The sequence below is a fragment of the Prosthecobacter debontii genome, assembly GCF_900167535.1.
GTDB classification, from domain to species: domain Bacteria; phylum Verrucomicrobiota; class Verrucomicrobiia; order Verrucomicrobiales; family Verrucomicrobiaceae; genus Prosthecobacter; species Prosthecobacter debontii.
In genome coordinates this window covers 206,995-221,900 of sequence record NZ_FUYE01000002.1, presented here as the reverse complement: position 1 = coordinate 221,900, position 14,906 = coordinate 206,995, and the positions used below count along the sequence as shown (strand labels likewise).

Annotated in this window: 8 protein-coding genes; 7 read left to right on the top strand and 1 reads right to left on the bottom strand. The window is 55.4% G+C overall.

Translation table 11 applies throughout. From position 1 onward, the window contains the following. Window positions 1-113: 113 nt before the first annotated feature. The 6 genes from vccA to B5D61_RS03290 all read left to right on the top strand — a co-directional run bounded on the left by vccA (window position 114) and on the right by B5D61_RS03290 (window position 11,192). Window positions 114-5,351 carry a Verru_Chthon cassette protein A gene (gene vccA, locus B5D61_RS03315; RefSeq protein WP_078811882.1) on the top strand — a complete coding sequence of 1,746 codons (5,238 nt, stop codon included), beginning with the start codon at window positions 114-116 and terminating at the stop codon, window positions 5,349-5,351. 32 nt (window positions 5,352-5,383) lie between these two features. Beyond that, a complete protein-coding gene (gene vccC / locus B5D61_RS03310; protein ID WP_078811881.1) occupies window positions 5,384-6,469 on the top strand; it encodes a Verru_Chthon cassette protein C in 1,086 nt (361 codons plus the stop codon). A 17-nt stretch (window positions 6,470-6,486) separates the two neighbouring features. After that, complete coding sequence (gene vccD, locus B5D61_RS03305; RefSeq protein WP_078811880.1) at window positions 6,487-7,194, top strand: Verru_Chthon cassette protein D; 708 nt, start codon at window positions 6,487-6,489, stop codon at window positions 7,192-7,194. Window positions 7,195-7,258: 64 nt separating this feature from the next. Then, entirely contained in the window at window positions 7,259-8,719 is a 1,461-nt protein-coding gene (gene guaB / locus B5D61_RS03300) for an IMP dehydrogenase (protein ID WP_078811879.1), read from the top strand. Between the two features lie 94 nt (window positions 8,720-8,813). Next, window positions 8,814-10,334: a glutamine-hydrolyzing GMP synthase gene (guaA, locus tag B5D61_RS03295; RefSeq protein WP_078811878.1), complete on the top strand. Its 1,521-nt coding sequence runs from the start codon at window positions 8,814-8,816 to the stop codon at window positions 10,332-10,334. A gap of 111 nt (window positions 10,335-10,445) precedes the next feature. Then, window positions 10,446-11,192: a dienelactone hydrolase family protein gene (locus B5D61_RS03290; RefSeq protein ID WP_078811877.1), complete on the top strand. Its 747-nt coding sequence runs from the start codon at window positions 10,446-10,448 to the stop codon at window positions 11,190-11,192. Window positions 11,193-11,246: 54 nt separating this feature from the next. Here B5D61_RS03290 and B5D61_RS03285 read toward each other — a convergent pair whose 3' ends face one another. After that, entirely contained in the window at window positions 11,247-12,494 is a 1,248-nt protein-coding gene (locus B5D61_RS03285; protein WP_078811876.1) for a hypothetical protein, read from the bottom strand. Window positions 12,495-12,775: 281 nt separating this feature from the next. Here B5D61_RS03285 and B5D61_RS03280 point away from each other — a divergent pair, with 281 nt between their 5' ends. Next, the gene (locus tag B5D61_RS03280; RefSeq protein ID WP_217698901.1) at window positions 12,776-14,836 is read left to right on the top strand and encodes a DEAD/DEAH box helicase; all 2,061 of its coding nucleotides are present in this window, start codon (window positions 12,776-12,778) and stop codon (window positions 14,834-14,836) included. The last annotated feature ends 70 nt before the right edge of the window (window positions 14,837-14,906 follow it).

Genomic DNA, 14,906 nt, shown 5'->3' with positions numbered 1-14,906 from the left:
CGCCATTGCCAAAAATCGCCTGTAATAACGAAGTATATACTCTGCAATGACTTGAAAAAAAATCGGCTTTCCGATTAAATCGGAAAAAAGAATTTAATTCCCGAAAAATCGTCATGAAACCCATCCGCCATCTCCTTGCTGACGCCCGTCGCCATCAAGGCCTAGCTCTGATCATCGTCTTATCGATGCTCGCTTTGGCTACGATCGTCATTTTAGCCTTCTTGAGCGTTGCCGATACGGAGCATAAAGCGACGACAATCTATTCAGCATCTCAAACGTCTCGTCGTCTTGCAGATACTGCCGTTAATATCGTCATGGGCCAGATTCGTTCTGGATCGGCTCGTGAACAAGCAGGCGTGCCTGTCATCCATGCGACGCAGCCAGGCGCTGTGCGGAAGTACTCTCGCAATGGAGCCTTCCTCGCTGGGTATAAACTTTTCTCGGACCGAGACATGATTTTCCGCTCCACAGGAGGCACGGTAAATCAGCGTGAAATGGAGTTTGTGAGAGATTCAGAACCCCCGGCGGATTGGAACCAAAACAATAATTTGGCGCGTTATGTGGATCTTAATGAACCTGTCATTAAAGGCGTCGCTAGCCAAGCTGACGCAACCGATACGGTTCAAATTTATTTCCCCATCATTGACCCTCGGGCTGGCCAAGATCTTGATGCTGCTGAGGCCAGTGAAGTGCCTGTGGAAGGTTTTTCTTATGAGCTGACGACTTCCCTCAAGGGAAATAACATCGGTCGTGAGGCTGAAAACCAAACTACTCCAGCGATCGTTAAGCCCAGCGATGCGACGAGCGGTGGTCAGATTGATCAGCTCCGCTTAGCCATGCCTGTGCAATGGCTTTATGTGCTGCGTGATGGAGCTGTAGGTTATCTCAATGACAACATGAATTTCCGGGTGTTGGAGGGTGATGGTGGTGGACTTGGAGATGGCCCGTCTTCGGTCGCGGGTGGCACTTATGGCATACCCACGGAGTCAAATCCAATCGTTGGCCGCATCGCCTTCTGGACAGATGATGAAACATGCAAGGTGAACATCAATACCGCTGCAGAGCCGACATTTGCTGGCCAGCCGATTTATTACCATGAGCGCGATCACCGTTGGGCGGACTACCCCCCTGCACGTGGTGAATATCAGCGCTTTCCTGGTCACCCCGCCACCGTGGCACTGAGCAGTGTCTTCTATCCCAATCCCCAGCTTGCTGACAGCCGCAGTCTAGACACCTATGGCCTCTCAGGCCCCATTACAGGAGGGGCGTTATCGAGAGCTTTGGCCGTCAAATCACGCATCTATGAACTGATGCCAAGAATTACCGAGGGGGGCAGCTATGGTGGCACGTTGACCTTTGAGCAAGATGAGTATGCCACGACAACGACTGGCAGTAAGGATGTTTCCACACTTGTCGATATCAAAGGCGTGGCTGGAGAGCGTCTTTATGCCAGTGTGGATGAGCTCTTGTTTTCCCAGAATTCCAGTGGTGGGAATCGAGTGATCAACAATGCCGATGGTGGAAATGGGATCACTCTCTTTAACAAAAGGACGCTTGAGCGCTCCTCAGCCTTCTTGACTGCACACAGCCGTGGAAGTGAGATTAACATGTTTGGTATGCCAAGGATTGCAATGTGGCCTCTTCCAAGAACTGCCTCCAAACGGACGGGCTTCGACAATTTGATGTATTTCTGTTCTCGCTTGGGTAATGACGCCGGCGCAGACAATACGAACAGCTATATCTTCCAGCGCGAGCATTCCGCGAGTCGGTCTTCGGTCAATGGTGCTCGTTATGACATCTCGCTGCCACGTAATTTGAAACTCTTGTCGATGTTGGATCGGATTTTGGATGCGCCCTTCCCAACGGCTTCTGAAAACGCTTCAGCCAATGGCACTGCAAAAAGCTTCGTCCAAAAGATTACACGCGATAATACACGCCAACTGATCGTGTCGATGTTCGATTACATTCGTTCGACCAATCTGTACGATAGCTTCCTGGTGCCAGATAATCGTAACGAATGGCCCAGCCTCAGCATTAACTGGACACAGCTTTATCAGACCCGCGATCGAACGGACTTCAAAACTTATACTCCTGGGGTTGTTCGTAATTCGGGGAATACTGCGGATCCGTTTTCTGACCGTTTCTTCCCAGGTCATGGTCAAGTTACCCCTTCGGAGCATCCGCAATGGGTCATCGGGAGTACAGGAGATTCCGTGCGCGGGTTCGGTCGTTTTTTCTCCGTCAGTGAGGTTGGCTTGCATTTCATCTGCACAGCTGATGGCAAGCCCGATATGTATAGTTGGCGTATTCCGATCAGGGACGAAAATGGCGAAGAGAAGGACTATAAAATTCCTGAGATGATGCCAGCCGAGTTTGACTCTTATGCGACTGCGGCAACACCCGTGGTGAGTGGTGGTCGTACCGCCTTGAAAGTTCGTGAGAATAACTTGGCGCACTTGAGGATTGCTCATAGCTACCCCCCTGGTTTTAGCGGTGAAGTCCGTCTCACCAATGTCGATGCTGTGCACTGGCGTAATGGCCAGGGGCACGAAGATGGTTTCGTTCCTGATGTAGGCATGATCAAAGAGAGGTACTACTCTAACTTTCCTCCTTTAAGTAATCCAACTGAGCCTGGTCGCTATGGCACTCTGGGCATACCATTGCCTGCTGGAAGTGCCAACTATGCTCGTTATTACCGTCTGCACCCGGGGTATAACTGGGAAAATTGGAACTGGACGCTTGAGCGTGACACTCCGATGCTCATAACCCAAAAGCGCATCCAGGCACTGTTGCATCTGGAATTCTTCTGCCCTTCTGCATCCTACACAGAAATCAATCCTGACTACACCATTGTCATTTCAGGAAACGATGTTAGTAACATCCAAGTGGCTGGGCGCTCTGTCTTTAGCACCACTCAGGACATCGTGCTTCGCAGCGAGCGGCCGATGTATGATACGGATGGTAATCCAGAAATCGGAGGATTTGCCAGTTTCCGAAATGTGGCTGCGGGCCGTCGCGTGGGTGCACGCGGAAATATGCCGGAAGATGTTGGCTTTGATACTAGCGCTACGGGACAAGCCCATGCTGGCCTAACGAATCTCGATTTGGTGTCGTCATTCTTTACGGTCGACCGTAACGCGCCCCTTCAGTTTTCGTCTGGCACCATCACGGTCAAAATCTACGATCACCATGTGACGGCAGGCACTGGTGATGATCCTGTCCAAGTGATCCAGTTTCGCCTTAGAGATGGTAAGGCCCCAACACCCGATTTGGTGACTGCAGGCTCTTATTTGGTGAACTATGTTCAGTCTGATGGCAGCACCTATAATCACCCTGCTGTGCAAGCACCTCGTTGGTGGAGTTTTAATCGGGATGGTGCTTTGGGGCGTTACGACGATCAAGGTGGGGCTACCAATCCTGAGGATCCAATTAGGCGTTCTATTCGCGGTCGGTTTTACAATTGGGACGGTGTTTCCATCAACAACATTACCCGTGCGTATGATCCTCGGGCGAGTGCACCGAATAATCAGAGTGTTCCCGGCGCACGGTCTTTGATTTACACGAAGGATCCGGCAAATTATGCCAGCGTACAGCTTCAATCCCATGTTCTGGTGGCTAATGATCCATTGCTCGCTATCGCCTACGGACCACGGAGTGATGTGATGAACAACGGGCTCTCGAGCGGTGCCGTGTTAAATGACAATGGTGACTGGGACCGCCCATGGCATTATGGCTCAGATGTGGTGCGCACGCTCCAACCTGCTCATGGTGATGCGCGTCTGATCGCTGCTAAGAAGACTGTGCCTGCCAGTGACTGGACGCCTCATCGCTTCTGGGACAACGAGGACGAATACATGGCGCACAATTTCTCCTCTTATTCGTCTGGCACAGAGCCTGGGTTTGACCGGGGCACGAGCAATACGGATACGAAGTCAGATGATACGGTGCGTGGTCTGCCCGTGAAGGTGACAGCTTCCGCTTCACGTTCTCCAGATGCACCGCATGGACGCAGTGACTACGCGCCGACTCCAACTGCTGCTCACCAATACATTCAGCGTTATTATGACTTTGATGACAGTGACCCTGGTGGCCGTATCGGGCCTTTCATCAACAAAGTAGATGAAGGTAACTACTCGGTTGGAGACTTTAAGCTCTCTGGTTGGCCAGATGCCAGAAAGTGGCGGTCCACATATTTCCGCTCAAATAGTCAGGGCGCGCGTTTCGCCAATGGCAAGGGTAGTTTCTTCACTCCTAATCGCATGGTGCCATCTCCAGTGGTGATGGGTTCATTGCCTTCGCATGTTTGGGATAATAATGGCTCCGGTGCTTGGACAAATTTACTCTTCCGCCCTTATGTGAGCTATCCCAACGGCTTGACGGGGGCCCGCAGTGCGGCGGCCTCGACCCACCCAGGTGCAGAAACACCCCCAGATCATTACTTACTGGATCTCTTCTGGATGCCCGTCGTTGAGCCTTACGCGATCAGTGAGCCTTTATCGACAGCGGGTAAGATCAACCTGAATTATCAGATGGTTCCTTTCACACACATCCGCCGGGCTACAGCGCTACATGCTGCTATGAAGGGTGAGATCATGGCGGCCATGCCAAATGCGGAGTATGAGCAGTCCAAAGGTGTGAAGACGGGCTGGGGCACCAATGGCTCTACGGCTCCGATCTTCCGCAGTGAGGCCGATGGTAATTACTGGCACCGCGGTATTGTGGTTGATCGCTTCAAACCCAGCGGTGGCTCGTCTGATTCGCTTTGGTGGCAGCAACAAGTTAAGGATCGTGTTCAAGGTACGCTCCGCCAATTCGAAGAGCGCTTTAACTTTGGCATCGGTCAGACCTCTGGCGCATTAAAGCCAAATTACCGAGGTGGGCTCTTCCGTACGACTTCGCAGTTGTGTGAAGTTCACTTGATCCCAGATCTTGCGCAGGGGAAGGTCAACGTTTCGGCATCTGGCGTTGCCAATGCTTCTAGCCGGGATGACGCGATGGCGCGTTTCTGGGCAGAACATTGCTCTACTGGAGACAATACCCGTGAACGTCCTTACGCAAATCTTTATCAGAAATTCACCACACGCTCGAATACCTTTCGGGTGCATGTGAGAGCCCAGTCAATCCGTAAGGCTGTGCGTTCTGTGGAACCAGACTTTTTCGATCTAAATCGTGACCAGGTGAGTGGTGAGTTTCGCGGTTCATTCTTGGTCGAGAGGTATATCGACCAAGCTGATATGCAGGCGGCTGGCACGGCCGTTGATTATGCTTCTGCTTCAGACCCCTTCGCTCTGAAGCCTCTCGAAAGCTATTATCGGTTCCGTATTATCGAATCGAAGCGTTTTGCTCCTTAAATATTTAGCCTTCCTCCTCATTCCTGACGGACATGAAACATTGTTATAAAACAAATGGTAAGCAAAACCTCTTTCAGAGGTCTGCGTTTACCTTGGTGGAGATCATGGTTTCGATGACCGTCTTGGTCGTCCTGCTACTCATCAGCGCGCAAGTGATTGGCACCGTACAAAGCACTTGGACAGCCTCCAGTGCTCGAGTCGGACAATTCCGTGAGGCGCGTATTGCGTTTGATATCATCACTCGGAATCTAAGCCAAGCGACCCTCAATGCTTACATCGACTACGATCAGAGTTACCTGACGGCGACCACCAATGCTGGCAGTGGTGCGGTCGCCCCCAGCAAGTATCTGCGCAAATCCGACCTGCGTTTTGTTTCAGATTTGGCCTCTACCCTGGTCCCAAATGCTGGATCTGCTTCAATTGCACCAGGACATGCGGTATTTTTTCAAGCTCCTCTCGGTATTGCTCACGACCCTCAATACGTGGGGTTAGACCGTTTACTCTGCGGGCGTGGTTACTTTGTCCAATACACCTCGGACGATTTTTTCCGCCCATCTATCTTGCCTCCAGGCGTTCCACGCTATCGGTATCGGTTGATGGAGTTTTCACCTCCGGCCGAAAAGAATACTGTTTACGACGATGATAAAAATAAGTGGATTAAAGATGCGGGAATCCAGATTGAAGATCAGGAAGTGCCAACCAATCGCGGTTTGACGCGTCCGATTGCGGATAACATTGTTGGAATGGCCATCTTACCGATGATCGAAGCCAATGCTCAGGGCAGGTCTTCAGGCGCAATATTTGAACCACAACTCTCTTACGATTCATTGCTCGGGGCTACGGCTTCTAGCCAAGGCAATCAACATCGTTTGCCTCCATTGGTGAAGGTGATTCTCGTCGCTATCGATGAGCGCTCGGCAGATCGCCTCAGCCAGATGGGGGATGGTTCCACGCCCCCGTTTGGGACGGATATTTCGGATGCATTGACTGGTTCAACCATGTCCACTGATGTGAATGCTGCGCTCGAAGAGGTGGCTGAGGCTTTGCGTAAGAAACGCGTCAATTATCGAGTCTTTTCCGCCACTGTGGCTCTGCGGGGAGCAAAGTGGAGCAGCTAGTTAACAATAGTAGTCAGATGATTATGAAGGTTCCTTCAATTAAGCCCTCGAGGCCAGCATTCACACTTGTGGAAATGCTCACCGTCGTGGGTATTATTTCACTCTTGATTGGCTTGGTGGCCCCAGCTTTGGTGGATGTGATTCGTGCCACACGGTTAAATTCTTCAGGAGACGCCCTGGTGAGTCGTATCAGTTTAGCGCAGCAAAGTGCAGCTTCACTGTCTGCGGAGGTGGAACTACGCATCTACAAGTATGCCGACTCAACCTCAGATCGCCCATCGGATAATTCTTATTATGCGTATCAAGTGGTGCAAAACCTTGCTGATGGTACCGAGAAGGCGATTTCTGATCCCTATTATCTCGAGTCGGGTGTGATCATTTCACCACAGGAAGAACTGTCGCCTTTGTTGAAAACGACCAATCAGCAACTGGCAGGACGAGAAGGGCGTAACGTCTTTACACCGCCCGGTTCGTCGACGGCGGATGACGTCAGCTACGCTTCGCTGCGATTTTATCCCGATGGTAGCATGCGAGTGCTTAACTCGTCGCTTAACGCAAATGCTGATGTGACTACCGTCGCGATGGCTTACACGGTGCCTGAGTATGATAAAAGTTTTTTTACCATGGTCGAGTCGAGAGACGGCCAGAGCACGCAGGCACCCAAGAACTTTTATTGCATCCAGATCGACTCCTACACAGGCCGCACCCGTGTTTATCGTCCTTGATCCCGATTTGAGCGCGGAAAGCACTTTCTGCGTGACAATCGCTTGAGTGCCGCTTAGATGGCACATGGGCGATATTCCTTCCCTCGCATTAAGTTTTGACGACGTTTTGGTCCTGCCGGGACTCAGCCAGGTCCTGCCTGGTGAAGTAAATCTAGGCACTGTTTTTGGCAACAGCATCCAGTTGAATATTCCGGTCCTGTCCTCCGCTATGGACACGGTGACTGAGGCTGAGTTGGCCATCGCTCTGGCCCGTGAAGGTGGTCTAGGCGTGATTCATCGCAACATCCCGATTGATTATCAGGCTGAGCAGGTGGCGAAGGTGAAGCGGTCGGAAAACACGGTGATCCAGACTCCCCACACCGTTCGCCCAGAGACAACTTTGGGTGAGCTGCAGCGCCTCATGCACGAGAAGGGTGTCAGCGGTTTCCCGGTCATCGAGCCGGATGGCAAACTGGTCGGCATGGTCACCAGCCGCGACCTCTGGTATATTGAGGACGAGAGCACGCCGGTTTCCACGATCATGACCCCGCGTGAGCGATTGGCGACGGGCACCCCGCAGACCAGCTTCGATGAAGCTCTGAAGATTCTTTACACGCACCGCATCGAGAAGCTCCCTCTGGTGGACAGCAATGGTAAGCTTGCCGGCCTCATTACCAAGCAGGACGTGGTGAAGCGCCAGATGTTCACCAACGCCGCCAAGGACGCAAATGGCCAGCTCCGGGTCGGTGCGGCGGTCGGAGTCGGCGAAGACTGTGCTGACCGTGGTGCTGCGCTTGTCGCCGCAGGTGCCGATGCCTTGTTTATTGACGCCGCTACGGGCCACACCACCCGCGTGGCCGATGTGATCCGCCGTCTGCGTGATCGGGTCGGTGGTAATGTCCCGATTGTCGCTGGTAACGTGGTGACCGCAGATGGTGCTCTGCACCTTGTCGAAGCCGGTGCCTCGGCCGTGAAGGTCGGTGTCGGCCCGGGCTCCATCTGCACCACCCGCATCATCTCCGGTGTGGGCATGGCTCAGTTCACCGCGGTGCAGGAAGTCGCTGAAGTCTGTCGTCCGCGAGGTGTCACCGTCATTGCCGATGGTGGTATTCGTTACTCCGGCGACATCGTCAAAGCTCTCGCTGGTGGTGCCGATTGCGTCATGCTCGGCTCCCTCCTTGCTGGCACGGCTGAAAGCCCCGGCAACATGGTCAAGTGGCAGGGCCGCACCTTCAAAGAATACCGCGGCATGGGCAGCCTCAAGGCCATGCGCAAAGGCGCAGGTGACCGCTACGGCCAGAACAGCTCCGGCAAACTTGTCCCTGAAGGCGTCGAGGCCCGCGTGCCGTTCAAAGGCCCGCTTGCCGATGTTGTTTTCCAGCTCATGGGCGGCCTCCGCTCCGGCATGGGTTATGTCGGTGCCAACAACCTCGACGAACTCCGTGCGAATGCTCGCTTCGTCCGCATCACCGCCGGGGGTCTCAAGGAAAGCCACCCACATGACGTGGTCATCACCGAGGAACCGGTGAACTACGAGCCCTCCTAATTCGATTCCAACAGCCACAAAGACACGCAAAAGGCGCAAGAAGGATTTTCTCCATTTCCTAATTCCTCTTTGTGGCTAACCCTCCCTCTTCTCCATGACCGACCACGAAGTCGCCGTTCTTGACTACGGCTCCCAGTATTCCCAGCTCATCGTCCGCCGCGTTCGCGAACTGGGTTTTGTCTCGCACCTGTATCCGCCGGCTGAGCTTCCGAACTTGAAGAACCCCGGAGCCATCATCCTCTCTGGCGGCCCCCGCAGCACTTCGGATGTCGATGCCCCAGATGTGGACTTTGACAAACTCATGTCATTCGGTGTGCCGGTCCTGGGCGTGTGTTATGGGATGCAGCTTCTGAATATCAAACATGGCGGCACGGTGAAACCTGGTGTCACCCGGGAATACGGTCCTGCCAAGCTGGTCGTCACGGATCATGCCGATCTCTTTAAAGGCATCTCGCATGAATCCCAGGTTTGGATGAGCCACAGCGATACCTGTGCGAACCTCGCCTCCACGACTCAGGTCATAGCTACCAATGAAGACGCCGTCCCGGTTGCGCTGAAGTGGACGGATCGCTGCTGGGGCATCCAGTTCCACCCCGAGGTCACCCATTCCCATGAGGGCACGGGCATCCTGAAAAACTTCCTCGCCCAGTGTGGCGACACTCTCGCGAAGTTCGACATCATCGAGTTCAAAGACCAGATGATCGCCCGTATCAAGGCCGAGGTCGGCTCCCGCGAGGTCATCTGTGGCGTCTCCGGTGGGGTGGACTCCACCGTCCTCGCCGTGCTCTTGGCCCGTGCCGGTGTGAAGGTGCGCTGCATCTTCATCGACACCGGCCTCATGCGCCTCAATGAGTCCGCTGAGGTGAAGGAACTCTTCGCCGAAGTGGGGGTGCCGATCGAGCAGATCGATGCCAGCACCACCTTCCTGGGCGCTCTCAAAGGAGTCACCGATCCCGAGCAAAAGCGCCGCATCATCGGCACCCTGTTTGTGGATGAATTCTGGAAAGTCGCCGACAACGTCGAGCTCCTCGCTCAAGGTACCTTGTATCCCGACGTGATCGAGAGCGCCACCAGCGGCTCCATCGCCAGCAAGATCAAGACCCACCACAACCGCGTGGACCGGATCATGGAGCTCAAGGAGCAGGGCAAAGTCCTCGAACCTCTCGCCGAGCTCTTCAAAGACGAAGTCCGTGCCCTCGGCGCCAGCCTCGGCATCCCGCACCGCGCCCTCTGGCGTCACCCGTTCCCCGGCCCCGGCCTCGCCGTCCGCATCCCGGGCGAGATCACCCCCGAGCGCATCCTCTCCACCCAGCAGGCCGACGCCATCTTCATTGGCGAACTCCGCCGCTCCGGCTGGTATGAGCAGGTCTGGCAGGCCTACGCAGCCCTCCTCCCTGTAAAAACCGTCGGTGTCAAAGGCGACGAACGCAGCTACGAACAGGCCATCTCCCTCCGCGCTGTCATTAGCGAAGACGCCATGACCGCCGATTGGGTCGAGCTGCCGTATAGCGTCCTGCGCAATGCATCTAACAAGATCCTTAACAGCGTCAAAGGCGTCAATCGCGTCCTCTACGACATCAGCACCAAGCCCCCGGCGAGCATCGAGTGGGAGTGATGCGTAACAAACGGAGGTCGGCCTTTGAAGCCCGCCTTCTTTTTTGTGATTCATTGCGACTAATCTTCTGTATCGAGGGGAACAAACACATGCCAGTTAGCCTATTCAGTTATGACCCTCCGCGAACCTGAAATTGTTATTCTCTCCACGCCGACCGGTCCAATGCGCGCGCTGGTGCTGCGGCCTGCGGGGGAGGGGAAGTTTCCGGGGCTCCTGTTTCACTCGGAGATCTTTCAACTGACAGCCCCCATCGTACGCACGGCGGCGTTTCTGGCGGGGCACGGGTTCATCGTGGCGCTCCCGGAGATCTACCACGAGTATCTGGAGTCAGGCACCGTATTGGCGTATGACCAAGCGGGCTCCGATGTCGGTAACCGACTGAAGATTGAGAAACCAGTGGTGGCTTATGATGGCGATAACCGGGCGGTGCTGGATTACCTGAAAAGCCATGAGTCGTGTACAGGTGCCCTGGGTTCTTTTGGTCCCTGCATCGGCGGGCATTTGACGTATCGCGCGGCCCTACAGCCGGATGTGGCGGCGGCAGCATGCTTTTATCCGACGGATCTGCACAAGCGCAGTCTGGGCGCTGGCATGAATGACGACTCTCTGGCCCGTGCGGCGGACATCCAAGGCGAGCTGATGCTGGTCTTTGGGCGCCAAGATCCCCATGTGCCTGCGGAAGGGAGGGCGATGATCTATCAAACGCTGACGGCGGCTGGTGTGAACTTCACTTGGCATGAATTCAATGCCGCTCACGCTTTCCTCCGCGATGAGGGCCTGCGTTATGATCCTGAATTGGCCCGTCAAGCACTCGGTATGACGGTGGATTTCTTCCGGCGGTGCTTGGGCGGCCAATAATCCGTGTTCTGTGGCGAATCACTGAGCACGGATCACTAAAGACTGTTGACCGGATCACAGCCCGACGATCTTGCTAATGTCGATGAGATACATCTGCCGTCCTTTGCTGTGAGGGGAGTCGATGCAGACCAGTTTGCCGTCGCGGCTGCTGCGCGGGTGGTTGTCGCAGCGCCATTCGCCGGTGTAAAAGGCGGGGCTGTAGAAGTGGCCCAGATCCACCCGTCGGTCGGTAGGGATGTGATAGACGTAAGGCGTCTGCATGCGCTGCTTGTCGGGGTAGCAGTCGTTCAAAACCCACTCGTTATTGGTGTTCGGCACATAGGTATTGTGGCCATTGCGCGGCATCTTCTCAGGGCCGACAACGGTCACCTCGCGTGTCTTGTCTTTGTAGAGGTAGAATTTGTCGCCATGGCTGGGGTGGAAGGCCCAGGCGAAGACGTGATCGTTGTCCCTCCAGACGAAGTGGGAGGTCTTGCCGAGAGGATCGAGCACGTAGAGATCGGTACCGTCGGCCTTGGCGGTGAAAAGACGGGTGTTGAAGGTCTTGTCACCATCACCCTTCCAGCGGTGCAGAAAGATGAAGCGGCTGCCATCAGGTGAGAATAACAAGTGATTGAACCAATGCTTGGCATTAGGGCTGAAGCCACCTTCATACGGAATAGCCGCAGCTTGAGCAAAGGTGATGATGAGTTCCTGCTCACCCGTTTCCATGTTGATTTTCCAGATGCCGGCGTCTTCAGGCACGAGCACATCTTGGTTGGGATCAGGCACACCAGCGTAACCGTAGCCGGGACGGGTGTCGTTGAGACGACGGAAGTCAGGTGAGATGCCCCACTTGCCATCGGGGCTGAGGGTGTAAACAGGATGCGGCAGAGTGCGTTTCTCCTGAGTCTTCACGTCCAGGAGGTGGCAGACGAATTTGCCCTTTTGGCGATCATTCCACATGACGGTGCTCTCTGTGCTGGGCACCCACTGCAGCATGCAGCCTTGCTGCCAGTTCCAGGCGTGGCTTTCCCCCAGTTCGATCCATTTGTCGCCAGCTTGGAGGTCCACCATGCCTACTTTGATCTTGTCCTCCGCTGTGGGGGAGCGGTGCTCAAAGTCCACCTCGTTACCCAAGACGTAGCGGTTATCGGGACTGAACTGAAGCTTGTCGTAATACGCGAACCAATGATACTTCGGCCCACGGGTGATCTGACGGATGGTTACCTCAGCCTGCTCGGCTTCCTGGGCGGTCAAACCCAGGCGTGAGGCGAAGAGTGAAGCGACGGAGGTGCGGAGGAAATGACGGCGGTTGGTCATAGTAACCGGGACTAGACCGTGATGAGCGACATTGTCGAACCGAAATGCCTATTTGGGGCGGGTTGTGAACGAGCTATGATCGCTCTCAACAAACATTGCTTGCACTTTCCCCAAGGTGTGGAACTCTCACGACCGGTTTTTCGCCGCTTCCCCCTATGGGGCCGAAGTTTGCCATGTAGCCCGCCAGATTGGCGGTGATCCGTCTCGCTCCGAAATGAGACGCCCCTAACGGCGACAGGTTGCCCACTCATTGGAAGCCTGTCTGCCGGTCGTATAACAACATGGAAAAAACATTCGCCGAGCTCGGTCTTTCGCCCGAGCTGATGAAAGCTATCGAGGCCCAGGGCTTCGAACAACCCTCCCCGATTCAAGCTCAAGCCATCCCGGTGGCCCTCACTGGACGTGACGTCGTCGGTCAGAGCCAGACAGGCTCCGGCAAGACACTCGCCTTCGGTCTGCCTGCCGTGGACCGCATCGATCCCCTCAACCGCAGCACGCAGGTGCTGATCATGTGCCCGACCCGTGAGCTGGCCATGCAGGTCTGCGCGGAGATCCACAAGGTCGCCTCCTTTAAAGAAGGTGTGCGCGCCACGCCGATCTATGGTGGCTCCTCTTATGATCGCCAGATCCGCGCCCTGCAGATGGGCTCCCAGATCGTCGTCGGCACGCCCGGCCGTATCCTGGACTTTGCCGACCGCGGCACGCTGCGCCTGGACGCGCTGAAGACCCTGGTCTTTGACGAAGCGGATGAGATGCTGGACATGGGCTTTGCCGACGAGATCGAGCGTCTCATGCAGATCGTTCCCAAAGAGCGCCAGACGATCTTCTTCTCCGCCACCTTTGATCCGCGCATCCGCCGCCTCATTGATCGTTATACCAACAACCCGGCCACGATCACCATCGAGCAAAAGGCCATGACGGTGCCGACCATCGAGCAGCGTTATTACGAAGTTCAGGGCCGCAGCAAGACCGAGGTGCTCTGCCGTGTGCTGGATATGGATTCCCCACGCCTAACCATCGTCTTCGCCAATACGAAGAAGGCTGTTGATGACGTGACAGACTCCTTGGTAGGCCGCGGTTATGCCGCTGACCGCCTGCACGGAGACTTGAACCAGATCATGCGTGAGCGTGTGATGCGCAATTTCCGTAACGGCACGCTGGAAGTGCTGGTGGCTACCGACGTGGCTGCTCGCGGTCTGGACGTGAACGATGTGGACCTCATCGTGAACTACGAGCTTCCTTATGACACGGAAGACTACGTGCACCGCATCGGCCGCACCGGGCGTGCCGGACGGAAAGGCACCGCTGTCAGCTTGGTGGCAGGTCGTGAGATCTACCTCATGCAGCGCATCCAGCGCTTCACGAATGCCAAGGTTACCCGCACCAAGGTGCCATCTCAGGAAGAGCTGGAAGCCACCCGTGTGGACCAGAGCTTTGAAAAATTGAAGGCCACTCTCGAAGGTGGTGAATACGCCAAGCATGAGCACACCGTGCAGCGCCTTCTGGACGCCGGGTTTGACCCGACGGACATCATGAGCGCCCTGCTGGATCTGTGGATGAAAGAGTTCTCCCGTGAGGGTGAGCAGATCGTCGAGGATCGCGCTCAGCCGAGAAAACAGGCTCCTCAGCGTGAATTCGTTCCTCGCGAACAAAACGTAGTGGAAGGCCAAGCCGCCGCGGCGGCACCGGCGGCGGATGGTGCAGTTCCAGCCCCCGCTCCTGCAGCCTCACCAGCGCCAGCCCCGCGTGAGCGCGACGAGTATCAGGACGAAGGTCCACGTCGCCAGGATGCGGGTCCGGCTCCTCGTGATGACTTCGGCCCAGCTCCGATGCGCTCCCGCTCCTTTGTGCAGAAGGGCCCACGCTCCGGCATGGTGCGTCTGTTCATCAACGTCGGCGGTATGGACAATGCTCGTCCAGGCGACATCGCCGGAATGATCTACAACACCGCAAAGATCCCAAGTGGCAGTCTGGGCACGATCGATATCTTCGAGAAGTGCAGCTACATCGAGGTGCCTGAAGATCATGTGGAAACTGTGATGACGACCGTCACTGGCACCAATTATCGTGGCCGTGATGTGCGTATGGACATGGCAGATCGCCAAGACAGCGGTGCTCCTCGTCGCAGCAGCTTTGGCCCTCGCGGTTTCGGCAGTAAGCCCGGTGGCTTTGGCGGTAAAGGTGGTGGATTCGGTGGCGGTAAGCCCGGCGGATTCCGCAAACCTGGTGGATTCGGTGGTGGTGGAGATCGCGACCGCGGTGGTGATCGTCCCTATGGCCGTAAGCCTTACGGCGGCGGTGGTGGTGGCGGCGGCTTCAAGCCACGTCGTTGGGAAGACTGATTGAGTCCAGCCTAACTGGTAATTTAAACAAAAGGACGAAGGTTTTACCTTCGTCCTTTTTGTTTGAAGC

Bases quoted from the DNA above. Each gene is read 5' to 3' on its own strand.
- vccA (WP_078811882.1), top strand. From the start codon at position 114: ATGAAACCCATCCGCCATCTCCTTGCTGACGCCCGTCGCCATCAAGGC.
- vccC (WP_078811881.1), top strand. From the start codon at position 5,384: ATGAAACATTGTTATAAAACAAATGGTAAGCAAAACCTCTTTCAGAGG.
- vccD (WP_078811880.1), top strand. From the start codon at position 6,487: ATGATTATGAAGGTTCCTTCAATTAAGCCCTCGAGGCCAGCATTCACA.
- guaB (WP_078811879.1), top strand. From the start codon at position 7,259: ATGGGCGATATTCCTTCCCTCGCATTAAGTTTTGACGACGTTTTGGTC.
- guaA (WP_078811878.1), top strand. From the start codon at position 8,814: ATGACCGACCACGAAGTCGCCGTTCTTGACTACGGCTCCCAGTATTCC.
- B5D61_RS03290 (WP_078811877.1), top strand. From the start codon at position 10,446: ATGACCCTCCGCGAACCTGAAATTGTTATTCTCTCCACGCCGACCGGT.
- B5D61_RS03285 (WP_078811876.1), bottom strand. From the start codon at position 12,494: ATGACCAACCGCCGTCATTTCCTCCGCACCTCCGTCGCTTCACTCTTC.
- B5D61_RS03280 (WP_217698901.1), top strand. From the start codon at position 12,776: ATGGAAAAAACATTCGCCGAGCTCGGTCTTTCGCCCGAGCTGATGAAA.